Source organism: Crossiella sp. CA-258035, assembly GCF_030064675.1.
In the GTDB taxonomy this organism is placed as follows: domain Bacteria; phylum Actinomycetota; class Actinomycetes; order Mycobacteriales; family Pseudonocardiaceae; genus Crossiella.
Genome location: NZ_CP116413.1, coordinates 8537365 through 8560418, shown reverse-complemented (window position 1 = coordinate 8560418; position 23054 = coordinate 8537365). Strand labels below are relative to the sequence as shown.

At 70.0% G+C, this 23054-nt stretch carries 27 protein-coding genes and 3 tRNA genes; 24 read left to right on the top strand and 6 right to left on the bottom strand.

All coding sequences use genetic code 11. The features are described from left to right. The first annotated feature begins 29 nt into the window (after nt 1-29). The 5 genes from N8J89_RS38695 (at nt 30) to N8J89_RS38675 (ending at nt 1584) form a co-directional block, all read left to right on the top strand. Nucleotides 30-102: transfer RNA gene (locus N8J89_RS38695), tRNA-Thr, on the top strand. A gap of 74 nt (nt 103-176) precedes the next feature. Next, nucleotides 177-250: transfer RNA gene (locus N8J89_RS38690), tRNA-Met, on the top strand. Nucleotides 251-407: 157 nt separating this feature from the next. Further along, a complete protein-coding gene (gene rpmG / locus N8J89_RS38685; protein ID WP_252480515.1) occupies nt 408-572 on the top strand; it encodes a 50S ribosomal protein L33 in 165 nt (54 codons plus the stop codon). 104 nt (nt 573-676) lie between these two features. Next, nucleotides 677-1150, top strand: a complete 474-nt coding sequence (locus N8J89_RS38680) for an FAS1-like dehydratase domain-containing protein (RefSeq protein ID WP_252480516.1) — start codon at nt 677-679, stop codon at nt 1148-1150. Further along, the gene (locus N8J89_RS38675) at nt 1147-1584 is read left to right on the top strand and encodes a MaoC/PaaZ C-terminal domain-containing protein (protein WP_252480517.1); all 438 of its coding nucleotides are present in this window, start codon (nt 1147-1149) and stop codon (nt 1582-1584) included. Before N8J89_RS38680 ends, N8J89_RS38675 begins: the two co-directional genes overlap by 4 nt. A gap of 72 nt (nt 1585-1656) precedes the next feature. Here N8J89_RS38675 and N8J89_RS38670 read toward each other — a convergent pair whose 3' ends face one another. Continuing rightward, complete coding sequence (locus tag N8J89_RS38670) at nt 1657-2859, bottom strand: pyridoxal phosphate-dependent aminotransferase (RefSeq protein ID WP_283661830.1); 1203 nt, start codon at nt 2857-2859, stop codon at nt 1657-1659. A 212-nt stretch (nt 2860-3071) separates the two neighbouring features. Between N8J89_RS38670 and N8J89_RS38665 the strand changes: the two genes are divergently transcribed. The 5 genes from N8J89_RS38665 to rplA all read left to right on the top strand — a co-directional run bounded on the left by N8J89_RS38665 (nt 3072) and on the right by rplA (nt 5805). Then, nucleotides 3072-3144 (top strand) — tRNA-Trp (locus tag N8J89_RS38665). Nucleotides 3145-3178: 34 nt separating this feature from the next. After that, complete coding sequence (gene secE / locus N8J89_RS38660; protein ID WP_283661829.1) at nt 3179-3577, top strand: preprotein translocase subunit SecE; 399 nt, start codon at nt 3179-3181, stop codon at nt 3575-3577. 71 nt (nt 3578-3648) lie between these two features. Next, nucleotides 3649-4443 carry a transcription termination/antitermination protein NusG gene (nusG, locus tag N8J89_RS38655; RefSeq protein ID WP_283661828.1) on the top strand — a complete coding sequence of 265 codons (795 nt, stop codon included), beginning with the start codon at nt 3649-3651 and terminating at the stop codon, nt 4441-4443. 118 nt (nt 4444-4561) lie between these two features. After that, the gene (gene rplK, locus N8J89_RS38650; protein ID WP_185000499.1) at nt 4562-4996 is read left to right on the top strand and encodes a 50S ribosomal protein L11; all 435 of its coding nucleotides are present in this window, start codon (nt 4562-4564) and stop codon (nt 4994-4996) included. Nucleotides 4997-5088: 92 nt separating this feature from the next. Further along, a complete protein-coding gene (gene rplA, locus N8J89_RS38645) occupies nt 5089-5805 on the top strand; it encodes a 50S ribosomal protein L1 (protein WP_252480521.1) in 717 nt (238 codons plus the stop codon). A 64-nt stretch (nt 5806-5869) separates the two neighbouring features. Here rplA and N8J89_RS38640 read toward each other — a convergent pair whose 3' ends face one another. Beyond that, complete coding sequence (locus N8J89_RS38640) at nt 5870-6490, bottom strand: hypothetical protein (protein ID WP_283661827.1); 621 nt, start codon at nt 6488-6490, stop codon at nt 5870-5872. A 56-nt stretch (nt 6491-6546) separates the two neighbouring features. On the opposite strand from N8J89_RS38640, the gene N8J89_RS38635 reads away from it, so the two are divergent. The 14 genes from N8J89_RS38635 to N8J89_RS38570 all read left to right on the top strand — a co-directional run bounded on the left by N8J89_RS38635 (nt 6547) and on the right by N8J89_RS38570 (nt 19746). Beyond that, nucleotides 6547-7083: a DUF6886 family protein gene (locus N8J89_RS38635; protein WP_283661826.1), complete on the top strand. Its 537-nt coding sequence runs from the start codon at nt 6547-6549 to the stop codon at nt 7081-7083. Nucleotides 7084-7310: 227 nt separating this feature from the next. Continuing rightward, complete coding sequence (gene rplJ, locus N8J89_RS38630; protein ID WP_252480524.1) at nt 7311-7877, top strand: 50S ribosomal protein L10; 567 nt, start codon at nt 7311-7313, stop codon at nt 7875-7877. A gap of 61 nt (nt 7878-7938) precedes the next feature. Continuing rightward, nucleotides 7939-8325 (top strand): 50S ribosomal protein L7/L12, encoded by a 387-nt coding sequence (rplL, locus tag N8J89_RS38625; protein ID WP_283661825.1) that lies wholly within the window; start codon nt 7939-7941, stop codon nt 8323-8325. Nucleotides 8326-8573: 248 nt separating this feature from the next. After that, nucleotides 8574-9698 carry an ABC transporter ATP-binding protein gene (locus tag N8J89_RS38620; protein ID WP_283661824.1) on the top strand — a complete coding sequence of 375 codons (1125 nt, stop codon included), beginning with the start codon at nt 8574-8576 and terminating at the stop codon, nt 9696-9698. Further along, the gene (locus N8J89_RS38615; protein ID WP_252480527.1) at nt 9695-10483 is read left to right on the top strand and encodes an MlaE family ABC transporter permease; all 789 of its coding nucleotides are present in this window, start codon (nt 9695-9697) and stop codon (nt 10481-10483) included. The genes N8J89_RS38620 and N8J89_RS38615 overlap by 4 nt, the downstream gene beginning before the upstream one ends. Continuing rightward, on the top strand, nt 10483-11322 hold the full coding sequence (locus N8J89_RS38610; protein ID WP_283661823.1) for an MlaE family ABC transporter permease: 840 nt from the start codon (nt 10483-10485) through the stop codon (nt 11320-11322). The genes N8J89_RS38615 and N8J89_RS38610 overlap by 1 nt, the downstream gene beginning before the upstream one ends. Beyond that, complete coding sequence (locus tag N8J89_RS38605; RefSeq protein ID WP_283661822.1) at nt 11319-12683, top strand: MCE family protein; 1365 nt, start codon at nt 11319-11321, stop codon at nt 12681-12683. The genes N8J89_RS38610 and N8J89_RS38605 overlap by 4 nt, the downstream gene beginning before the upstream one ends. Continuing rightward, nucleotides 12680-13705 carry an MCE family protein gene (locus N8J89_RS38600; protein ID WP_283661821.1) on the top strand — a complete coding sequence of 342 codons (1026 nt, stop codon included), beginning with the start codon at nt 12680-12682 and terminating at the stop codon, nt 13703-13705. The genes N8J89_RS38605 and N8J89_RS38600 overlap by 4 nt, the downstream gene beginning before the upstream one ends. Further along, nucleotides 13702-14685, top strand: coding sequence for an MCE family protein (locus tag N8J89_RS38595; RefSeq protein WP_283661820.1), 984 nt, complete (start codon nt 13702-13704; stop codon nt 14683-14685). Before N8J89_RS38600 ends, N8J89_RS38595 begins: the two co-directional genes overlap by 4 nt. Beyond that, nucleotides 14682-15869, top strand: coding sequence for an MCE family protein (locus N8J89_RS38590; RefSeq protein ID WP_283661819.1), 1188 nt, complete (start codon nt 14682-14684; stop codon nt 15867-15869). Before N8J89_RS38595 ends, N8J89_RS38590 begins: the two co-directional genes overlap by 4 nt. Next, complete coding sequence (locus tag N8J89_RS38585) at nt 15866-17047, top strand: MCE family protein (protein ID WP_283661818.1); 1182 nt, start codon at nt 15866-15868, stop codon at nt 17045-17047. Before N8J89_RS38590 ends, N8J89_RS38585 begins: the two co-directional genes overlap by 4 nt. Then, nucleotides 17047-18303: an MCE family protein gene (locus N8J89_RS38580; protein WP_283661817.1), complete on the top strand. Its 1257-nt coding sequence runs from the start codon at nt 17047-17049 to the stop codon at nt 18301-18303. The genes N8J89_RS38585 and N8J89_RS38580 overlap by 1 nt, the downstream gene beginning before the upstream one ends. 17 nt (nt 18304-18320) lie before the next feature. Continuing rightward, entirely contained in the window at nt 18321-18869 is a 549-nt protein-coding gene (locus N8J89_RS38575; protein WP_283661816.1) for a hypothetical protein, read from the top strand. 13 nt (nt 18870-18882) lie between these two features. Then, nucleotides 18883-19746 (top strand): hypothetical protein, encoded by an 864-nt coding sequence (locus N8J89_RS38570; RefSeq protein WP_283661815.1) that lies wholly within the window; start codon nt 18883-18885, stop codon nt 19744-19746. Here N8J89_RS38570 and N8J89_RS38565 read toward each other — a convergent pair whose 3' ends face one another. Genes N8J89_RS38565 through N8J89_RS38550 form a run of 4 tightly spaced genes read right to left on the bottom strand, consistent with a single transcriptional unit; the run spans nt 19747 to nt 22632 of the window. After that, nucleotides 19747-20754 (bottom strand): hypothetical protein, encoded by a 1008-nt coding sequence (locus N8J89_RS38565; protein WP_283661814.1) that lies wholly within the window; start codon nt 20752-20754, stop codon nt 19747-19749. Continuing rightward, nucleotides 20751-21059 (bottom strand): hypothetical protein, encoded by a 309-nt coding sequence (locus tag N8J89_RS38560; protein WP_283661813.1) that lies wholly within the window; start codon nt 21057-21059, stop codon nt 20751-20753. The genes N8J89_RS38565 and N8J89_RS38560 overlap by 4 nt, the downstream gene beginning before the upstream one ends. Continuing rightward, nucleotides 21059-21505, bottom strand: a complete 447-nt coding sequence (locus N8J89_RS38555; RefSeq protein WP_283661812.1) for a YbaB/EbfC family nucleoid-associated protein — start codon at nt 21503-21505, stop codon at nt 21059-21061. The genes N8J89_RS38560 and N8J89_RS38555 overlap by 1 nt, the downstream gene beginning before the upstream one ends. Then, complete coding sequence (locus N8J89_RS38550; protein WP_283661811.1) at nt 21502-22632, bottom strand: DUF6346 domain-containing protein; 1131 nt, start codon at nt 22630-22632, stop codon at nt 21502-21504. The genes N8J89_RS38555 and N8J89_RS38550 overlap by 4 nt, the downstream gene beginning before the upstream one ends. Nucleotides 22633-23054 lie beyond the last annotated feature (422 nt).

Genomic DNA, 23054 nt, shown 5'->3' with positions numbered 1-23054 from the left:
CCTGAACCGCCAAGCAGGACAAGCGCAACGCCCCAATAGCTCAGTCGGTAGAGCGTCTCCATGGTAAGGAGAAGGTCTACGGTTCGATTCCGTATTGGGGCTCTACGGGTGGGCCGGGGTGATCATCCAATGATCGCCACGGCCTGTCCGTGTGAGGGGACTCGGTCTCCTCGGATAGCGGTGTAGCTCAGCCTGGTAGAGCAAACGGCTCATAATCGTTGTGTCGCCGGTTCAAGTCCGGCCACCGCTACGCGAGATGGGTGAGCCCTGTCTGCCTTGCGGCAGACCGGGTCTCGCTTCGCATCACACTGGGGGCCGAGCCCCCAGACCCCCAGCCGGGGGTGTGCCCCCGGACCCCCCGCGTTCAGCGGGGCCGGTTTTCCGAGATGGTTTGGGAGGGCTGCCCTGTGGCTAGCACCGATGTTCGGCCGAAGATCACTCTCGCCTGCGAGGAGTGCAAGCACCGGAACTACATCACCAAGAAGAACCGGCGTAACGACCCGGATCGTCTGGAGATCAAGAAGTTCTGCCCCAACTGTGGCACGCACCGTGCGCACAAGGAGACTCGCTGAGTGTAGGGCCCCGGTGTGGGGTATTGAACACTTAAGTCTGCAGGCTGAGAAGCTGCCCTGTTCGGAGCAGGGCAGCTTTCTTGTTACCGGGTACTCTGCCCGCCGTGGCGCTTAACCAGTCTTTCGTAGGACGCTCATACCGGCTTCCGTGGGTTTACGAAGTCGGCCGCGAGAGTATCCGTGACCTCGCGTACGCGATCGGTGACCTGAACCGGGCCTACCGGGATCCCGAGGTCGCCAAGAGCTTCGGGCACTCCGACATCGTCGCGACGCCGACGTTCGCGACCGTGCTCGCCGTCCGCTCCCACCACGTGGTGACCGACGACCCCGAGCTGGGCCTGGACTACAGCCGGATGATGCACAGCAGCCAGCGGTTCATCAACCACCGCCCGATCAAGCCGGGTGACCGGCTGATCTGCGAGCTGCACGTCGACGACATCTCCGCCCGGATGGGCAACGACTACATCACGCTGCGCTCCGAGCTGCTGACCGAGGACGGCGAGGCGATCTGCACCGCCATCGCCACCCTGATCGTCCGCGGCGAGAAGCCGGTGGCCGAAGGGGGAGCCTCCGCATGAGCATCGCGACCGCGCTGCCGCGCTACGACGACGTCGAGAAGGGCTTCCAGCTGCCGCCGTTGCAGCTGAAGATCACCCGTCGCGACCTGGTCCGCTACGCCGGGGTGTCCACCGACTGCAACACCATCCACTGGAGCGACCGGGCCGCCAAGGCGGCCGGCCTGCCAGGGGTGGTCGCGCACGGGCTGCTGACCATGGCCATGGTGGCCAGGATCGTCTCCGACTGGACCGGCGACCCGGCCGCGATCATCGACTACCAGGTGCGCTTCGGGCGCCCGGTGGTCGTGCCGGACGACGACGAGGGCGCCACCGTGGAGGTCGTCGCCAAGGTCGGCGAGAAGCGCGATGACAACACCGTGCGAGTGGACATCACCGCCAAGTTCGCCGGTCAGTCGATCTTCGGCCGGGCTTACGCCATCGTGCGCCTGGCCTGAACGGGCCCAGGCGATCAGCGCCGGGAAGGGGCACATCGGCCAGCGCGGCCGGTGTGCCCCTTTTCCGTCTTGTCAGCGGGCCTCGGAGAGCAGCTCGCCGAGGCGGGTCACGCCGGTGACCAGGTCCGCATCGCCCAGGGCGTAGGAGAGGCGGAAGTAGCCGGGGGTGCCGAATGCCTCGCCGGGCACCACCGCGACCTCGGCCTCCTCCAGGGCCAGCTCGGCCAGCTCCAGGCTGCTGGCCGGGCGGCGGCCGCGGATCTGCTTGCCGAGCAGCTCGCGCACGCTGGGATAGGCGTAGAAGGCGCCCTGCGGGGCCGGGCAGGTCACGCCGGGGATCTTGGTCAGCAGGTCCACCATGAGCAGCCTGCGGCGGTCGAAGGCCGCGCGCATCTCCGCCACCGCGTCCAGCGGGCCGGACACCGCGGCCAGCGCGGCCCGCTGGGCCACGTTGGCGACGTTGGAGCACAGGTGCGACTGGAGGTTGGTCGCGGCCGCCACCACGTCGCTGGGGCCCAGCAGCCAGCCGGCCCGCCAGCCGGTCATCGCGTAGGTCTTGGCCACGCCGTTGACCACCACGCAGCGGTCGGCCAGCTCCGGCACGACCACCGGCATCGAGACGTGCTCGGCCCCGCCGTAGACCAGGTGCTCGTAGATCTCGTCGGCGAGCACCCAGATGTCGTTGGCCGCGGCCCAGCGGCCGATCGCGCGCACCTGCTCCGGCGGGTAGACCGCGCCGGTGGGGTTGGACGGCGAGCAGAACAGCAGCACCTTGGTCCGCGGCGTGCGCGCGGCTTCCAGCTGCTCGACGGTGGCCAGGTAGCCGCTGGACTCGTCGGTGGGCACGACCACCGGCACGCCGCCGGCCAGCGTGATCGACTCCGGGTAGGTGGTCCAGTACGGGGCGGGCAGCAGGACCTCGTCCCCGGGGTCGAGCAGGGTGGCGAAGGCGGTGTAGACGGCCTGCTTGCCGCCGTTGGTGACCAGCACCTGGTTCGGTTGCAGGTCCAGGCCGGAGTCGCGCCTGGTCTTGTCCGCGATCGCGGCGCGCAGCTCGGGCAGGCCGCCGGGCGGGCTGTAGCGGTGGTTGCGGGTGTCCCGGCAGGCCGCCTCGGCCGCCGCGACGATGGGTCCGGGGGTGGGGAAGTCGGGTTCGCCCGCGCCGAAGCCGATCACCGGCCGGCCCTCGGCCTGGAGGGCCTTGGCCTTGCTGTCGACGGCGAGGGTGGCGGACGGGGCGATGCCGCCGATCCGCGCTGAGATGCGTGCGCCCATGACCGGCATCGTGGCAGAGCGCACGGGGGGCGCGGCGACCGCTTTTCGGGCGTCGACACCCCTTCCGACCACGCGGTTGGGGACTTCGGTGAGGTGTGCTCTACACTCATCGAACTGGGACGTCCGAACACCGAGCCCCACGCCCCACGTGGGGGTGGTGGAAGACGGCCTAAATCGCGGTTGCGGGCCTGTAGGCTGGGCAGTGATTGCGAAGGGGCGTAGCTCAATTGGCAGAGCAGCGGTCTCCAAAACCGCAGGTTGCAGGTTCAAGTCCTGTCGCCCCTGCGTCAAAGTGGTCGGTCGAGCGGAGGGCGGCGGCGTGAGCGAAGACCGCGAGCAGGAAACGCGGCCGGAGGACGAGAAGAAGGACTCCTCCCGCCCTGTTACCGCCGCGTCGCGGCGTGAACGTCGTGCCTCCGCCCGGCCGGAACGGGCTCGTCCCGCGAAGAAGGCCGACGAGTCCGACGCCAAGGGCGCCAAGGGCAGGCCCACGCCCGCCCGGCGGACCAAGGAGAGCAAGGGCAACCCGATCAAGCGGATCGGGCGCTTCTTCCGCGAGGTGTTCTCCGAGCTGCGCAAGGTCATCTGGCCGACGCGCAAGCAGCTGGTCACCTACACCGCCGTGGTCCTGGTGTTCGTCACCTTCATGGTGGCGCTGGTCACCGGCCTTGACCTGGCCTTCGTGCAAGGCGTGACGTGGTTGTTCGACAACAAGTGACGCCCGCCCGCTGGGGTCGGCGTGAGGTCGTCGGCCACACGAGCAACGTTCGATAGGAAGCGAGACCGACTGTGACCTCACACGACGGCGGCCAGGAAGTGGCCGGCGTGACCGACGAGCAGGAGCACCCCGGCATCGAGGGTGACTCCGCGCAGGTCGAGCACGCCGGTACGGACGCCGAGGAGTCCGCTGAGGTCGCAGACTCGGAAGACGAGGCCACCGAGGAGGCGGAGCTCGCCGAGCCCGTCGCCGAGGAAGGCGACCCCGCCGACGAGCTGCGTGAGGCACTGCGGCACGCGCCCGGCGACTGGTACGTCGTGCACTCCTACGCCGGCTACGAGAACAAGGTCAAGGCGAACCTCGAGACCCGGATCCAGACCCTGGACCAGGAGGACTACATCTTCCAGGTCGAGGTTCCGACCGAAGAGGTCACCGAGATCAAGAACGGCCAGCGCAAGCTGGTGCAGCGCAAGGTGCTGCCCGGCTACATCCTGGTCCGCATGGAGCTGACCGACACCTCGTGGAGCGCGGTGCGCAACACCCCCGGTGTCACCGGCTTCGTCGGCGCCACCTCCAAGCCGTCCCCGCTGACGCTGGACGAGGTGCTGAAGTTCCTGCTCCCGCGGGTCGAGCAGGCCAAGCCCGAGAAGGGCGGCAAGCAGACCGCCGCGACCGTCGCCAAGCCCACCATCGAGGTGGACTTCGAGGTCGGCGAGTCGGTCACCGTCATGGACGGCCCGTTCGCCACCCTCCCGGCGACCATCAGCGAGGTCAACGCGGACGCGCAGAAGCTCAAGGTCCTGGTGTCGATCTTCGGCCGCGAGACTCCGGTCGAGCTGTCGTTCACCCAGGTCTCCAAGATCTGACCGCGCCGCCTCGGCAGGAGGCGCGGCGGCCGCGCCGGGGTCAGGCAAACCTCGACGTGGACATCCGGTGGGCACCGTGGCTCGGCGCCCACCTCAACACGGCAGAAGGAAAGACGAGATGCCGCCCAAGAAGAAGAAGCTGACAGCGATCATCAAGCTGCAGATCACCGCCGGTCAGGCGAACCCGGCACCGCCCGTTGGCCCCGCGCTGGGTCAGCACGGCGTCAACATCATGGAGTTCTGCAAGGCCTACAACGCCGCGACCGAGTCGCAGCGTGGCACCGTGGTGCCGGTCGAGATCTCCGTGTTCGAGGACCGCTCCTTCACCTTCGCGCTGAAGACGCCGCCGGCTGCCCGGCTGCTGCTCAAGGCCGCGGGCGTGGAGAAGGGCAGCGGCGAGCCGCACAAGACCAAGGTCGCCAAGGTGACCATGGACCAGGTGCGCGAGATCGCCCAGACCAAGATGGTCGACCTCAACGCCAACGACATCGACCAGGCCGCGAAGATCATCGCCGGTACCGCCCGCTCCATGGGCATCACCGTCGAGGGCTGAGTTCCCGCCGTTCTTCGCACCACCTGATCACCCCGTGGGAGAGCCAGGCGCTGGCTCGCTACCACAACTGACCTGAAGAAAAGGACAGCACCATGAAGCGCAGCAAGGCCTACCGCCAGGCAGCCGAGCTGATCGACCGCGACCGGCTGTACAGCCCGCTCGAGGCCGCCGAGCTCGCCAAGGAGACCTCCAAGGTCAAGCTGGACGCGACCGTCGAGGTCGCCATCCGCCTCGGCGTGGACCCCCGCAAGGCCGACCAGATGGTCCGCGGCACCGTGAACCTGCCGCACGGCACCGGCAAGACCGCCCGCGTCATCGTCTTCGCCGTCGGCGACAAGGCCGCTGAGGCCGAAGCCGCCGGCGCGGACGCGGTCGGCTCCGAAGAGTTGATCGAGCGCATCCAGGGCGGCTGGCTCGACTTCGACGCGGCGATTGCCACCCCGGACCAGATGGCCAAGGTCGGCCGGATCGCCCGCATCCTCGGCCCGCGCGGCCTGATGCCGAACCCGAAGACCGGCACCGTCACCCCGGATGTCACCAAGGCCGTCAACGACATCAAGGGTGGCAAGATCAACTTCCGCGTTGACAAGCAGGCCAACCTGCACCTGGTCATCGGCAAGACCTCCTTCGACAAGGACAAGCTGGTCGAGAACTACGCGGCCGCGCTGGACGAGGTCCTCCGCGCCAAGCCCTCGGCCGCCAAGGGCCGCTACGTCAAGAAGGTCACCTTCAGCACCACCATGGGCCCGGGCATCCCGGTCGACCCGGCCCGCACCCGCAACCTGCTGACCGACGAGGCCACCGCCTGATCGGCCGCAAACCCGGAACGGGGCGCTCTCCGCGAGGAGGGCGCCCCGTTTTCGTTCGTCCGGCTCAGCCGGTCAGGCAGTCGGCCGTCTCCTTCTCGTGCCCGGTGATCAGCCAGCCGCCGTCGCCCTGCTTGGTCAGGATGAATACGCCGAGCCGCTCCCCGCCGGTGACACCCAGGTCGCAGGAACGGACCTCCGAGGTGCTCCCGCTGGTGAAGGCGGCGTTCTCCGGGATGTCCGGGTTGGCGTAGCGGGCCTTGTCGGTGACCTTCGCCGCGGCCGCCAGCGCCGCCTGCGCGCAGTCGGCGACCCCGAAGCTCTTCGCGAAGGCGGCCTTGCCCGCCGCGGAGAACACCGCGCAGGCCTGCTTCGGATCACCGGCCACGTAGTGGTAGACGGTGCGCACCGCCTCCTTGGGCGAGGTCTGCTGCACGGTCTGGTCCTGCTGCCCCGCACCGCCGTTGGACCCCCCGCCGCCGCGCAGCGGGCTGTCCTCGCAGCTGAAGAAGTAGAAGTAGGCGAGGATCAGCACCGCCGCGATCACCCCGTACTTGATCAGCCGGTTGCGCCAGGTCCGTTGCTTCGGCAGGCGTTTTTCCAGGCGCTGCACGATGCGGTCTTCGACCTCTCGCAGCTCCAGCTCACGCTTGGCCGGGGTGCCCTGGTCATCGAACTGTCGGTCCACCACTACCTCCTGTCCTGACACATGGTGCCGTCTCGGTCACCCGGCATGCTGGCCTGGTGGCCGAAGCACCCGTATGGCACTTCTCCGAGGACCCCGGCATCACCGAGTTCCGCCCGCACCGCGCGCCCACCGCCCGCGATCCCGAGCCCGTGGTGTGGGCCGTGGAGGAGGCCAGGGCCAGCGACTTCTGGTTTCCGAGGGACTGTCCGCGGGTGTTGTTCCGGGCGGAGGCGGGGCGGGAGCCCTCGGCGGCGGGGCTGGCGCTGCTCGGTGGGGCGCGGCAGGTCGCGGTGGTGGAGTGGGGGTGGTGGGCGCGGGTGTGCGGGGTGCGGTTGTTCCGGTACGCCTTCGCGCCGGGGCCGTTCCGGCGGTGCGCCAACCCGCGCTGGTACCTGACCGCGCGGGAGGCGGTGCGGCCGCTGGTAGTGGAGCCGGTGGGGGATGTGGTGGCGTTGCACGCGGCGGCCGGGATCGAGCTGCGGCTGGCGCCGAACCTGTGGCCGGTGGCCGGGCTGGTGGAGCGCAGCGGGCTGGAGTTCTCCATGATCCGGATGCGCAACGCCCTGCCCCGCCCGGCCGATTTGGAGCCTTGACAGGCCGTCGCGTAGTCTGGTCGCAGTTCCACCAAAGACCGCTGGTCTTTCCCTGTCCGGTTCTCCGGACCGGGAGACGAAGGCCCCGTGATCACGAGGGCGGCCCGCGCAGGAGGACGAGGCAAGTTTCGCGCGTTCGTTCGCGCGTCTTTCACGCCCCGTGCCTGTGCGCCGGGGCGTTCGTCGTCTCCGGGCCCCATTCATCAGAGCTTGGAGAGGAGGCGACCATGGCGAAGCCCGACAAGGTTCAGGCCGTCGCCGAGATCACGGAGAAGTTCCGTGGTAGCTCGGCCACGGTTGTCACCGAGTACCGCGGGCTCTCCATGGCGCAGCTGACGGAGCTGCGTCGTGCCCTCGGTACGGGCACCACGTACACCGTCGCGAAGAACACGCTGGTGAAGCGTGCCGCTGAGGATGCCGGCATGGCCAGCCTCGCGGACCTGCTGGTCGGCCCGACCGCGATCGCCTTCATCGAGGGTGAGCCGGTCGACGCCGCGAAGGCGCTGCGCAACTTCGCGAAGGACAACAAGGCCCTTGTCATCAAGGGTGGCTTCATGGAGGGCAAGCCGCTCTCCATCGATGAGGTCAACCGAATCGCGGACCTCGAGTCCCGTGAGGTGCTGCTCGCCAAGCTGGCGGGCGCGATGAAGGGCAACCTGGCCAAGGCCGCCGGTCTGTTCGCCGCTCCGGCGTCGCAGGTCGCGCGTCTGGCGCAGGCCCTGGCGGACAAGCGTGCTGCGGAGGGTGGCGCCGCGGCGCCGGCCGACGCCGCCGACGCGCCTGCCGAGAGCTGACCAAACACCGAACCGCGCCGCGTGATCACCGCGTCGCAACGTATTTGAGAGGAACGCCACAATGGCGAAGCTCAGCACCGAAGAGCTGCTCGACGTCTTCAAGGAAATGACCCTGCTCGAGCTCTCCGCGTTCGTGAAGGAGTTCGAGGAGACCTTCGAGGTCACCGCTGCCGCGCCGGTCGCCGTCGCCGCCGCCGGCCCGGGTGCCGCGCCGGCCGAGGCCGCCGAGGAGCAGGACGAGTTCGACGTCGTCCTCGAGTCCGCCGGTGAGAAGAAGATCCAGGTCATCAAGGTCGTGCGTGAGATCGTCTCCGGCCTGGGCCTGAAGGAGGCCAAGGAGCTCGTCGAGGGCGCGCCGAAGCCGGTCCTGGAGAAGGTCGCCAAGGAGGCCGCCGAGGCCGCCAAGGAGAAGCTGGAAGCCGCTGGCGCCAAGATCACCGTCAAGTGATCCGAGCGGCTTCGGCCGCTTGAGCACAGCAGCGTAGCTACGACAGCGGGGCGGGTTCCCAATCGGGAGCCCGCCCCGCTGTCGTGTGTGCGCGCCTTGTCCGATCGCGTTATACACCTGTGACCGCTAACCCAACTGGGCAGTAACTTGCTGCGGCAACGCTCGTTGCACCAGTGTGACGCCGGTCGCTACGGCGTCGATCTGTCCCTGGGCAGGCACGGACGAGCCGCAGTGAAGCGGGAGGTGCGATGGGCGTCGAGGTGGTCGTCGAAGGCCTGAGCAAGTCCTTCGGCAGGCAGGCCATCTGGGGAGATGTCACGCTGACCTTGCCGCCAGGCGAGATCAGCGTGCTGTTGGGCCCCTCCGGTACCGGAAAGTCGGTCTTCCTCAAGTCGCTCGTCGGGCTGCTCCGGCCGGAACACGGCCGGGTGATGATCAACGGCGTGGACATCTGCAGCTGTTCCGAGCACAAGCTGTACGAGATCCGCAAGCTCTTCGGCGTGCTGTTCCAGGACGGCGCGCTGTTCGGCTCGATGAACCTCTTCGACAACATCGCCTTCCCCCTGCGTGAGCACACCCGCAAGAGCGAGGCCGAGGTGCGCCGCCTCGTGCTGGAGAAGATGGAGATGGTCGGCCTCATCGGCGCGGAGAAGAAGCTGCCTGGCGAGATCTCCGGCGGTATGCGCAAGCGCGCCGGGCTGGCCCGCGCGCTGATCCTGGACCCGGAGATCATCCTGTTCGACGAGCCGGACTCCGGCCTCGACCCGGTCCGGGTGGCCTACCTGAACCAGCTGATCGTCGACCTCAACGCGCAGATCGACGCCACCTTCCTGATCGTCACCCACGACATCGGCACCGCGCGCACCGTGCCGGACAACATCGGCATGCTCTTCCGCCGCGAGCTGGTCATGTTCGGCCCGCGCGAGGTGCTGCTGACCTCCACCGAGCCGGTGGTGGAGCAGTTCCTCAACGGCCGCCGCGAGGGCCCGATCGGCATGAGCGAGGAGAAGGACGCGGCCCAGGCCGCCGCCGAGCTCGCCGCGCTGGCCGCCAACGGCGGTAGCACCCTCGGCGGGCCCAAGGGCGGGGGCGGCACCGGCATCGTGCCGCAGATCGAGGTCAGCCCCGGCCTGCCGGTGCGGGCCGCGGTGCGCCGCCGCAAGGAGCGGGTGATGCGCATCCTGCACACCCTGCCGCCGATCGCGCAGCAGGCCATCGTGGCCAGCCTCACCCCGGACGAGCAGGCCTACTTCGGCGTCTACGCGGGTGCGGCCGCGCCGACGCGCACGCAGCAGCTGACCCAGCCGCCCAGCCCGCAGTCGCGGGAGCCGTGGCAGCCCTCGCCGTGGACCAGGCCGGGAGGCCAGCCATGACCAGGCCGACGGCGAAGTTCCCCGGCGCGGGCGCGCTGGCCGAGACCGGCCGGATGTTCGCCCTCGGCCTGGACACCACCAGGGCGATGGTCAAGCGCCCGTTCCAGTTCCGCGAGTTCATCCAGCAGTGCTGGTTCATCGCCAGCGTCACCATCCTGCCCACCGCGCTGGTCGCGATCCCCTTCGGCGCGGTCATCGCGCTCCAGCTCGGCTCGCTGACCAGGCAGATCGGCGCGCAGTCCTTCACCGGCGCGGCCAGCGTGCTGGCGGTGATCCAGCAGGCCAGCCCGATCGTGACCGCGCTGCTGATCGCCGGCGCGGGCGGCTCGGCGATCTGCGCGGACCTGGGCTCGCGCAAGATCAGGGACGAGATCGACGCGATGGAGGTGCTGGGCGTCTCGCCGATCCAGCGCCTGGTGGTGCCGAGGGTGCTGGCCGCGATGCTGGTCGCCGTGCTGCTCAACGGCATGGTCAGCGTGGTCGGGGTGCTCGGCGGATACTTCTTCAACGTGGTCATGCAGGGCGGCACACCAGGGGCCTACCTGGCCAGCTTCTCCGCGCTGGCCCAGCTACCGGACCTGTGGATCAGCGAGATCAAGGCGCTGATCTTCGGCTTCATCGCGGGCATCGTGGCCGCCTACCGCGGGCTCAACCCGGCCGGTGGCCCCAAGGGCGTCGGTGACGCGGTGAACCAGTCCGTGGTGATCACCTTCCTGCTGCTGTTCTTCGTCAACTTCGTGCTGACCACGGTGTACCTGCAGCTCGTCCCGGCGAAGGGCATGTGATGGTGACCCTCGGCGATCGGCTCCGGAACGCGGCGAACCGGCCCCTGCACGGCCTGGACGCGCTCGGCGACCAGCTGTCCTTCTACCTGCGGGCGCTGGCCTGGGTGCCGCGCGCGCTGCGCCGCTACATGCGGGAGACGCTGCGGCTGCTGGCCGAGGTCAGCTTCGGCAGCGGCGCGCTCGCGGTCATCGGCGGCACCATCGGCGTGATGATCGGCCTGACCCTGTTCACCGGCACCGTGGTCGGTCTGCAGGGCTACGCGGCGCTGAACCAGATCGGCACCTCGGCCTTCGCCGGGTTCGTCTCGGCCTACTTCAACACCCGCGAGATCGCGCCACTGGTGGCCGGGCTCGCGCTCTCGGCGACGGTGGGCTCCGGCTTCACCGCCCAGCTCGGCGCGATGCGCATCTCCGAGGAGATCGACGCGCTGGAGGTGATGGGCGTGCCCAGCCTGCCGTTCCTGGTGACGACCCGGATCATCGCCGGGTTCGTCGCGGTGATCCCGCTGTACGTGATCGGCCTGCTGACCTCCTACCTGGCCTCGCGCACGATCACGACCGAGTTCTACGGGCAGTCGGCTGGCACCTACGACCACTACTTCAACCTGTTCCTGCCACCGGAGGACGTGCTCTGGTCCTTCGGCAAGGTGCTCGTGTTCAGCGTGGTCATCATCATGACCCACTGCTACTACGGCTACCGGGCCAGCGGCGGGCCGGCCGGCGTCGGCGTCGCGGTCGGCCGGGCCGTGCGCACCGCGATCGTGACCACCGCGCTGCTGGACTTCTTCCTCAGCCTGGCGATCTGGGGCACGACGACCACCGTGAGGATCGCTGGATGACCGCTCGCTCCACCCTGCCCGTCCTGCGCCGCCGACTCCTCGGTGTCGTGTTCCTGGCGGTCATCGCACTGCTGCTCGGTCTGTCCGTGGCGGTCTACCGCGGCGACTTCGAGCGCACCGCGGCGGTCACGCTGCGCACCGACCACATCGGCAACCAGCTGATGACCGAGTCCGACGTGAAGGTGCGCGGGCTCATCGTCGGCGAGGTCAAGCGCATCTCCAGCAAGGGCGACGGCGCCGAGCTGGAGCTGGCCCTGCAGCCGGACAAGCTGGCGCTGATCCCCAAGGACGTCACCGCCCGGCTGCTGCCCAAGACCCTCTTCGGCGAGCGCTACGTCGCGCTGGTGCCCACCGGCAAGCCGGCCGGCGGGCACCTGGCCGCGGGCGATGTGATCAGCCAGGACCGCAGCAGCTCGGCGATCGAGCTGGAGCGGGTGCTGTCCAACCTGATGCCGGTGCTGCAGGCGGTGCAGCCGCAGAAGCTGGCCAGCACGCTCGGCTCGATGGCCACCGCGCTGGACGGGCGCGGCGACCAGCTCGGCGAGACGCTGACCCTGCTCAACCGCTACCTGCGCGAGCTGAACCCGGCGCTGCCCGACCTCAAGGCGGACATCACCGCGCTGGCCGACGTCAGCGGCACCTATGACAAGGCCGCGCCGGAGCTGTTGCAGGCGCTGGCCGACCTGACCACCACCACGAAGACGGTGGCCGAGCAGCGCGCCAACCTGCAGACGCTCTACACCAGCGTGGGCAACACCTCGGCCGACCTCACCGGGTTCCTGACCGCCAACCGCAACAACCTGATCAGGGTGGCCCAGGACAGCAGACCGCTGCTGGACGTGCTGGCCAAGTACGCGCCGGAATATCCCTGCTTCCTCAAGGGGATGGCCGAGCTGGTGCCGAGGCTGGACAAGGCCTTCGGCAAGGGCACCAGCTCGCCCGGCCTGCGGATCACCATGGAGATCACCGCGAACCGTGGGAAGTACGTGCCGAACCAGGACGAGCCCCGCTACGGGGACAAGCGCGGGCCGCGCTGCTACGACATCCACCCGAGGCCCGAGCCGTTCCCGCAGTACCCGCCGGAGGGCCCGGTGAAGGACGGCAGCAAACCGCCGCCCGCCGCGCGCAGCGCCAACGATGGCCTGAACCCGCCGATCAACGTCCAGAACGGTGGTCACGTGGCCCCGTCCGCGGCCTCCGGCGGGGTCGCCGACACCGGGATCGCGAACTCCTCGGCCGAACAGGACTTCCTGGCCGCGCTGATCGCCGGGCAGCTCGGCGTCACGCCGCAGCAGGTGCCCAGCTGGGCCAGCCTGGCGCTCGGCCCGGCCTACCGCGGCACGGAGGTGACGCTGAAATGAGGGGACTCACCGCGCCGCTGGTCAAGTTCACCGTGTTCGTGGTGGTGACCGTGCTGGCCACCACGCTGCTGGCGATCACCATCGCCAACTCCGACCTGCGCGACTCCGCCGGCTACCTGGCCAGGTTCACCGACGTCACCTCGCTCAACCCCGGCGACGACGTGCGCATCGCCGGGGTCAAGGTGGGCGAGGTGAAGGAGGTCACGGTCGCCGACCGGCGGCTGGCCGAGGTCCGGTTCTCCGTTGAGCAGCAACGGAAACTGCCAGCCACGGTGACCGCCACGGTCAAGTACCGCAACCTGGTCGGCCAGCGCTACATCGCGCTGGAGCAGGGCTCCGGCGGCGCGGGCACGCTGCCGCCCGGCGGGGTCATCCCGCTGGAGCGCACCCGGCCGGCGCTGGACCTGACCGCCCTGTTCAACGGGTTCAAGCCGCTGTTCAAGGCGCTCAACCCCGACGACGTGAACAAGCTGTCCTACGAGATCGTCCAGGTGCTGCAGGGCGAAGGCGGCACCATCACCAGCCTGCTCGCGCACACCGCCTCGCTGACCACCACCATCGCCGGCAAGGACAAGGTGATCGGCGAGGTGGTGGACAACCTCAACCAGGTGCTCGGCGCGGTCAACGAACGCGACCAGCAGCTCAGCGGCCTGGTCACCCAGCTCCAGCAGCTGGTCTCCGGGCTGTCCCAGGACCGCCAGCCGATCGGCGAGGCGATCACCGCGCTCGGCTCGCTGACCAATGCCACCGCCGGACTGCTGGACGGGGCCAGGGAACCGCTGCGCAAGGACATCGACCAGCTGGGCAAGCTGGCCAAGAACCTGGGCGACGGCAACGACATCGTGGAGGGCATCCTGCAGCGGATGCCGAAGAAGCTGGAGACGATCACCCGCACCGCGACCTACGGCTCCTGGTTCAACTTCTTCCTGTGCGAGGCCAGCGGCCAGGTCACCGTGCCGATCATCAACAAGCCGGTGGAGATCCCGGTCATGCCCAACACCCAGCCGAGGTGCAAGGCATGAAGCCCTTCCGCGAGCGCAACCCGATCACCATCGGCCTGGTCAGCCTGACCGTGCTGAGCCTCGGCCTGCTCAGCGCGTTCTTCTTCGAGGACCTGCCCATCGTGGGCGGCGGCACCAGCTACCGGGCCCAGTTCAGCGAGGCCGCCGGGCTCAAGCCGGACGACGAGGTGCGGGTGGCCGGGGTCAAGGTCGGCAAGGTCGCCGACGTGGAGCTGGAGAAGGACCACGTGCTGGTCACCTTCCGGGTGGACGACGCCTGGGTGGGCGACCGCAGCACCGCGGCCATCAAGATCAAGACGTTGCTGGGCCAGAAGTTCCTCGCGCTGGACCCGCAGGGCGCCGCCCCGCTCAAGCCGAGCGAGGCGATCCCGCGCGAGCGCACCATGTCGCCCTACGACGTGACCGAGGCGTTCACCGGCCTGGCCAACACCGTCGGCCAAATCGACACCGATCAGCTGGCCAAGAGCTTCCAGGTCATCGCGACCACCTTCCGGGACACCCCGGACGAGGTGCGCGGCGCGCTGGACGGGCTCAACGCGCTGTCCAAGACCATCTCCAGCCGGGACGACCAGCTGGCGAAACTGCTGGCCAACACCAACTCGATCAGCAAGACGCTGGCCGACCGCAACGCCGAGTTCGAGAAGCTGCTCGGCGACGGCAACAAGCTGCTGGCCGAGATCCGCAAGCGCAAGGACGCGATCAGCTCGCTGCTCGACGGCACCCGCAAGCTGTCCACCGAGCTGCAAGGTCTGGTGGCTGACAACAAGGACCAGCTGCGTCCCGCGCTGGAGCAGCTGGAGCGGGTGACCACCATGTTGCAGCGCAACCAGGACAGCCTCGGCCGCAGCATCAACCTGCTGGCCCCGTTCGTCCGGGTGTTCGCCAACACCCTGGGCAACGGCCGCTGGTTCGACACCTACATCTGCGGGCTGCTGCCGCCCTCGCTCGGCCCGATCAACCCGGAGGGGTGCCGCCCATGAGCACTCCGCTCAAGGCCAGGCCGGACCCGGCCCGGATCATCGCCTTCGGCGCGGTGGTGGTGCTGCTGCTCACCGCGACCCTGTGGTGGGTGCTGGCCCGCCCGGCCGGACGGCTGGTCACCGCGTACTTCTCCGCCGGAATCGGCGTGTACGAGGGCGGCGACGTGCGGGTGCTCGGCGTGCGGGTGGGCACCATCGACAAGGTCGAGCCGCAGGGCACCCAGGTCAAGGTCGAGATGCGGGTGGACCGCGACGTCGAACTGCCTGCCCAGCCCAACGCCGCGGTGGTCAACCCGAGCGTGGTCAGCGACCGGTACGTGCAGCTCGCCCCGGTGTACACCGGCGGCCCGAAGCTGGGCGAGAACACGGTGATCCCGCGCGAGCGCACGGTCACCCCGATGGAGCTGGACGAGGTCTACGGCAGCCTGGACAAGCTGACCACCGCGCTGGGACCCAAGGGCGCCAACAAGAACGGCGCGCTGTCCCAGCTGCTCGACGTCAGCGCGGACAACCTGGCGGGCAACGGCGCGAAGCTGCGGGACACCATCCGCGAGCTGGGCGACGCCGCCGGCACGCTCAACGGCGCGCGGGAGGACCTGTTCGGCACGGTGGACAACCTGCGCAGGTTCACCTCGATGCTGGCCGCCAACGACAAGCAGGTGCGCGAGTTCAACACCCAGCTGGCCGACGTGAACCGGTTCCTGGCCGGTGAGCGCGAGGACCTGGGCGCCGCGGTGCGCGAGCTGGCCGCCGCACTGGTCAGCGTGGAGGGCTTCATCAGGGACAACCGGGAGCAGCTGAAGTCCAATGTGGACAAGCTGGCCAGCATCACCAAGGTGCTGGTGGACCAGCGGGCCGCGCTGGCCGAGGTGCTCGACGTGGCCCCGCTGGCCCTGGGCAACCTGCAGAACACCTACAACGCGGCCAGTGGCACCCTGGATACCCGGGCGAACATCAACGAGCTGACCAGGCCACCGATCGTGATGGTCTGCGAGCTGCTCCGGCAGACCACGCCGAAGGAACTGCCGCAGACCCTCGCCGACATCTGCGGCAAGCTGGCCGGCGTGGTCGACGGCGTGGTGAAGCTGCCCAGCGTGGCCGATGTGATCACCTCGCTCCAGCAGGGCAAGCTGCCGCAGCTGCCACCGCTGCTGGGCACTCCGCCGGGGAAGGGGCAGCGATGAAGAACCTGCTCCGCGTGGCCGGGCTCGCGCTGACCACCAGCCTGCTCGCCGGGTGCGGCATCGGCGAGTTCACCGGGCTGTACAACGTGTCCCTGCCCGGCGGGGCCGATGTCGGCGACCACCCGTACCGGGTCAAGGTGCGGTTCAAGGACGTGCTCGACCTGGTCCCGCAGGCCGGGGTGAAGGTCAACGACGTGCCGGTCGGCCGGGTGGAGAGCGTGGCGCTGGCCCAGGACGGCTGGACCGCCGAGGTCACCGTGCTGGTCAACGGCGAGGTGAAGCTGCCGGCCAACGCCGATGCCAAGCTCCGCCAGTCCAGCCTGCTCGGGGAGAAGTTCGTCGAGCTGGCCGCGCCCAAGTCCCCGCAGGGCAGCCTGGCCGACGGCGCGCTGATCCCGCTGGAGCGGACCAACCGCAACCCGGAGGTCGAGGAGGTCTTCGGCGCGCTGTCCCTGCTGCTCAACGGCGGCGGGGTGGCCCAGCTGCAGACCATCACCAAGGAGCTGAACAAGGCCCTCTCCGGCCGGGAGCCGGAGCTGCGCGAGCTGCTGGGCAACGTGAACAAGCTGGTCAGCACGCTGGACGGGCACAAGGGTGAGATCGCCCGCGCGCTGGACGGGCTGAACCGGCTCTCCGCCACCCTGGTCGGCCAGATCGGCAACATCAAGAAGGCGCTGGACGGGCTGGAGCCCGGCCTGAAGGTGCTCGCCGAGCAGCGGCAGCAGCTGGTCGGCATGCTGCAGGCGCTGGACCGGCTCTCCGGGGTGGCCACCGACGTGGTCAACCGCAGCAAGGACGACGTGATCCACGACCTCAGGGCGCTCACGCCCACCCTGCAGAAGCTCGCCGAGGCAGGTCAGAACCTGCCCAAGGGCTTCGAGGTGCTGCTCACCTTCCCGTTCCCGGACTCCGCGGTGGACGGCATCAAGGGCGACTTCACCAACCTGCACGCCAAGATCGACCTCGACCTGAGTCGCATCCTGGACAATCTGGGCAGCTCCCGGCAGGGCCTGCTCGGCCCGCCGTCCGCAGGGCCGCAGCAGCCCGGCGCGGCCCCGCCGCTGCTGCCCGGCCTGCCAGGGCTGCCCACCCCGCCGACGCCGAACCGGCCGGGCGGCGGCGCGCAGCAGGGCGGACTCGGCGGCCTGATCGGCTCGCTGCTGGGCGGTGATCGCTGATGATGACCAGCCGCATCCGCATCCAGATCATCGCGTTCGTGCTGATCGCGCTGGTCGGGGTGAGCTACGCCGGGGCCCGCTACGCCGGGATGGACCGGCTGTTCGGGCCGCGCGGCTACGTGGTGACCATGAAGCTGGCCGACTCCGGCGGCATCTTCACCAACGCCGAGGTGACCTACCGCGGCGTCACGGTCGGCCGGGTCGGGCAGCTGCGGCTCACCGACAACGGCCTCGAGGTCGAGCTGGACATCGACGAGGGCTTCGACCGGATCCCGGCCGACACCAAGGCCGTGGTGACCAACCGGTCCGCGGTCGGCGAGCAGTACGTGGACCTGCGGCCCAACACCGACACCGGGCCGTACCTGGCCGGTGGCTCGGTGATCGGCGTGGACCGCACCGCCACCCCGCCGCCGGTGGAGACGCTGCTGGCCAACCTGGACGGGCTGACCACCTCGGTGCCGCTGGACTCGCTGCGCACCGTGGTGGACGAGCTGGGCACCGCCTTCGACGGCACCGGGCCGCAGCTGCAACGGCTGCTGGACACCACCTCGGTGTTCACCAAGGACGCGGTGAAGAACCTGCCGCAGACCCTGGAGCTGCTGCGCAAGGCGCGCACCGTGCTGGGCACGCAGAACCAGCAGTCCTCCTCGATCACCTCCTTCAGCAAGGACCTGCGGCTGCTGGCCGAGCAGCTCAAGACCTCCGATCCGGACCTGCGCAGGCTGATCCAGAACACGCCGAAGGCCACTGACCAGATCAGCGGGCTGCTGCGGGAGTCCGGGCAGGGCATCTCCGAGCTGACCGCGAACCTGCTCACCACGGTCGATGTCGCGCTGCCCCGCAAGGACGGCCTGGAACAGGCCATGGTCACCTACCCGCTGGTGGTCGGCGGCGCGTTCACGGTGGCCCCCGGCGACGGCACCGCGCACTTCGGCCTGGCCATCAACCTGTTCGACCCGCCGCCCTGCACCAAGGGCTACGAGAAGACCAAGCGCAGGCCGGGCAACGCGACCGGGCCGATCGCGCTGAACACCCAGGCGTACTGCGCGGAGGGACCCGGCAGTCCGGTCGACGTGCGCGGGGCGCAGAACGCGCCCTACGGTGGCAGGCCGATGACCCCGCCGCCCTCGACCAAGCTGGTCGGCCCGGCCAGGCAGCCCCAGCCGGGCGCCGCGTCCGGCCTGCTCGCGCTGTTGCAGTTGCCAGGCAGCCAGGCGCCGCGCAGTCTGGCCCAGATGCTCGGCCTCTCCGGCTGAGCGAGCTTTGGAGCGTTATGACCGACCGATCCACTGATCCACGTCCCGGCGCCGATCCACGCCGTGTGCTCGTGCTGGGCGCCACCGTGCTGGTCGTGCTCGCGGCCCTGTTCGCGGGCTGGTACGGGGTGTCGTGGGCGGCTGCGGGCTCCGACGACGGCCTGGAGTTCGCCAGGGAGCGGGACGAGGTGGTGCTCGTCGGCCAGCAGCACGTGGTCAACCTGCTGCACCAGGACTACCGCAAGTACGACGAGATCTTCGAGCAGCTGAAGACGGCCACCACCAGTCCGCTCAGCGAGGCGCTGGCCGCGGACAAGGAAGCCACCAAGAAGTACCTCAACGACCGCAAGCTGGTCACCACGGCCAAGGCCAGGGAGAGCGCGCTGACCGAGCTGGACCTGCGCGCGGGCAAGGCGAAGATGCTGGCCATCGTGGAGCTCACCGGCAAGTCCGGCGACGAGCAGCCCCAGGTCTCCACCGGCCGGGTCGCCGTCGAGCTGACCAGGACCCCCGACGGCTGGCGGCTGTCCGCGCTGGACGCCGTTCGCCCCGCCCCGGCCGTCTGAGGAGGACCGAGCAGTGCCACCGATCCGTCGCAACCGTCCTGCCGGCACCCCGGCCCGCCACCCCAAGGTCGCGGGCACCAGGGGCCGCCCGGCCACCGAGCGCTTCGAGGACCCCGCCGCCGCTCCCGAGGAGTTCGAGGACACCGCAGCGCCCGCCCCCGCCCCCGTCGAGGACACCGCCGCCGCGGAGCTCTCCGCGCGCGGCGTGCTGGAGCCCGAGGCGCCCGCCGAGCCGGAGCCCACCCCGGAACCCGTGGTCAAACCGCGCCCCAGCGCCAAAGCCGCCAAGCCCAAGCCCGCCCCTGAGCCCCAGCCCGACTCCGAAGCCAAGCCCGACCCGGAACCCGAAGCCGACGCCGACTCCGTCGAGCCCCGGCGCTCGGGCTGGCTGCTGCCCGCCGCGCTGGTCCTGGTCGCGGCCGTGCTCACCGTGCTGGGCTTCTGGTTCCGCGGCGAGTACCTCCAGGCGGAAAGCGGCGGCAGCAACCAGGCGCTGGTGGACAACGCGCGCACCAGCGAGGTCGTCGGCCAGGTCACCAACGCGATCCAGACCGTGCTGTCCTACAACTTCGCCGAGCCGCAGAAGAACGAGGACGCGGCCAAGGCGGTGCTGATGGGCAAGGCCACCCAGGACTACGACACCATCCTGACCGGCCTGCGCAAGACCGGGCCGGAGCAGAAGCTGGTGTACAGCACCATCGTCCGCTCCGCCGCGGTCCGGGTGCTGGAGGGCGACCGGGCCATGGTCCTGGTCTTCGCCGACCAGCACAGCGAGCGCGCCAGCGACGGCTACCGCGGCGACACCGCGCTGCAGGTCGTGGTGAACATGCAGCAGGTCGACGGCAAGTGGAAGATCACCGAGATCCAGCCCCGCTGACTACTTCGGGTGCTCGGCGTTCGTCCCCTCCTTGACCGCTTCCTTGGCCGCCACCGTGCCCTTGCTGCCAGCCACCTTGCCCACGGTGCCCAGGGCGTCGGTGGCGCGCTTGCCGAGGTTGTTCACCGCGCCGATGCCGCTGTCCACCGCGGCCCTGGTGGCCTTGGTGGAGGCGGCCGCGCCCGCCGCGCTGTTGGAGAACTTGCGGATGAACACGCCCAGCTGCTCGATCGCCTCGGTGAGCTTGCGCAGCTTGCCGAAGATCTTGCGGGCCAGCGCGCAGGCGTCGGCGATGGCGCTGGTGACGAACGCGGCCGCGGAGGCGCCGAGGGTGAACAGCGCGGTGAGCCCGGCGGCGATCAGCTTGCCGATCCACTTGCCGATCAGCTCGGCGATCAGGTCGAAGATCAGTCCGCGCACCGAGGCGACCGCGATGCCGGAGTACTCCACCACCTTCGCCGCGGACGCCGCCTTCTCACTGGAGGCGCGCAGCGCTTTCACGTACGCGGTGGCGGTCTGGTGGTAGATCTGGCCGGAGGGGGTCTTGGCCATCCAGGACTGCACCGAGGACAGCTCGCGCTCGTAGTCGCCCGCCGCGCTGTTGAGCTCGTTGGCGATGTTGGTCCAGGTGCCCTTGAGCGCCTTCACCGCGTCCGGGTCGCCGGTGACCACCTCGATGCCCTCGCGCAGGAAGTCCACGTGCTCGATGAGCCAGCCCGCGGCGGCCTTGCCCAGCTCGCCGAAGGGGTTCATCACGATGCCGAGCACGTCCAGCGCGAGCACCGCGCCGTCGGTGACCGCCTCGGTGACGCTGAAGTCGGGCTCGCCGATCCGGCCGAAGTCGCCGATGGCCTCGTTGAGGCTGTCCGCGATCCCCGCGCCCTTGAGCGTGACGTTGCCCTGGAAGAAGCCGTGCTCCGGCTTCTCCTTCTCGATCAGGTCGTTGGTCTCCGGGTTGCTGTCCGCCTTGGGGCGGGGCGCCTGGACGCTCGGCGTGGGCTGGCTCATTTCTGAATCCCCTTGAACATCTGGGTCAGGGCCGCTTCGACCTGCTCGTAGCTGGCCCGGCAGTCCTCGACACCCTTGCCGCAGACCCCGCCGGTCTCGCTCAGCGCGGAGATCATCTGGGACACCTGGTTGCCGAGGCCGTTGACGAAGATCTCGCCGTACGGGTAGAGCAGCACGCCCCAGGCTGCGGTGTTGCGCGAGCCGTTCGCGGCCGCGCCCGCGGCCTTGTCCACCCGCGCGGTGATGGCCTCGACCGCCTTCGCGTGCGCCTGCAGCGCGGGCAGGTCACCGTGGATGCCGGTCATCACCAGCCGTCCTCTCGCATGATCGGGCGGCCGCCCTCGTCATCGCCGTCGTCCGGCCGACGCCGGGGTGGCGCGGGCGCGTCCTCCTCGGCGGGCTCCGGCAGGTTCTCCCGGACGAAGTCCATCGCCTCGGAGTCCTCGCCGACCACGGTGGCCATGATCGCCGCGGTCTGCTGACCGGCCCTGCCCTGCGCCTGCCGGACCGTGGCCATGATCGCCGCGGCCAGCTCCTCGGGCCCGAGCCCGCTCGCCTTGGCGGTGAGCCGGAGGTCGGTGAGCACCCCGCCGGGGTTCACCGTGACCGTCACCGCGCCGTCCCGGCTGGTGGCCGTGGCACTCGCGCTGGCCAGTGCCTCCTTGGCCTGCTCGGCGCGGGCCTGCAACGCCTCGATCCTGGCCTCCTGCGCATCCAGCCAGGCCATCGGATCGGTGATCGGTCGGCTCATCCGGCCGCCCCTCCCTGATCGGTGCTCTTCGGTGCCACCCCCGCACCCTGCGACTCCGACGAGTCCGGGGGCAATGCGGTTCCCCCGGTGGCGGTACCCGTCGGCCGGATCCGGTAGATGGCGAGGACGGCCCCGGTGACCAGCCCGATGAGCAGCAGCCCGCCCGCGATCTGGCCGAAGCCGACCCACCAGCGGACGGCGCCGCTGGGGTCGGGGTGGTCGGCGGGCACGGTCACCCAGCCCACGCACCGCCTGCCGCAGGAGACCTTCGCCGAGCGCACCTCGACCTGGCCGCTGAGCTCGCGGAGCGACTCCACCTTGGTGTGGCCAGGCGGCAGCGCGCCGTCGCGCCACCGCACCTGCGCCGGGCACTCGTAGCGGGTGAACTCCACCAGCAGGAAGTTCCGGTCGGCCCGCCGGCAGTGCTCCACGGTGGCCGTGCCGGTCGCGCGCACCTCGGCGCCGGGCCGGACCCCCGCCTGGAAGTCGACCGCGTTGAGCAGCAGGATCCCGCCGACCAGCACGCCGATGCCCAGGTAGACCACGAAGGCCGCGGCCACGTGCCGGGCGAGCCGTCGCTTCCGTCCGTCCGCCCGCGGAGGCCGAGGTCCGTTCAGCATCCCGACCAGCGGGAACACCGCGAGAATGCCGAGCAGGAACACACCGGCGAGCACCCACAGGTCGACCTCGCCGCGCGTGCCCCGGTCCGCCTTCGGGTGGTCCACCGGCACCACGGTGGTGTCCGGGCAGCCCTGGCACGCGCTGCCCGCGCCCTCCCGGACCGGCAGCCGCCTGCCGGAGATGTCGTGCCGGGACCAGACCACGGTCTCCCGCTCCAGGCCCTGTTCCGCGCCGCTGTCCCAGCGGACCTTGGCCGGGCAGGAGTACGCGGTGAGCTCGGTGACCAGCAGGCTCCGGTCCACTCTCGCGCACTGCTCGACCTGGGCCGTGCCGGTGCGCAGGTCGTCCTCGGCAGGCGCGGCGCCCCGGTGGAACTTCGCCGCGGGGCCCGCCTGGAACACCAGCACCATCAGCCAGATCAGCACACCGAGCAGCGCCGCACAGCCCAGCCGGAAGAGCACCGCTGGCGGGCGCGGCAGGCGCGCCGTCGCCGGTTGGTCGGTCACGCAGGCAGCGTAGGGCCAAGCCGGATCAGCCGGATGCACTCGATCGTGCGAGTCGCCAAGCCCGGTTTGCCAGCCTGGCACAGGGCAGAATCACGCGACCCCGAACGCCCCGCCCCGTGCGCCGGTCTCCCCGCCGCCACGCTCCCCGGACCGTCCGTGCTGCCCATTTCCGCAGCTCAGCGCCACCTTCGCCACCCCAGCGTCGAATCACCCGTTCGTGTCCCCCGCCAAAGTGGCCTTGCCAACCTGGCACAGCGCAGTCTCAGGCCATGCACCCCAGCCGAGACACCCGCCGCCCCTACCCGCACCCCACCGGCGCGGGCCCCGCAACCGCCAGACCCCCGCCCCGCTACGACAAGTGGGTGAGTTCCTCGCGGTCGTGCCTGGTAGCACCAGCTCGGATTTGTGAAGTCCCGATCGGT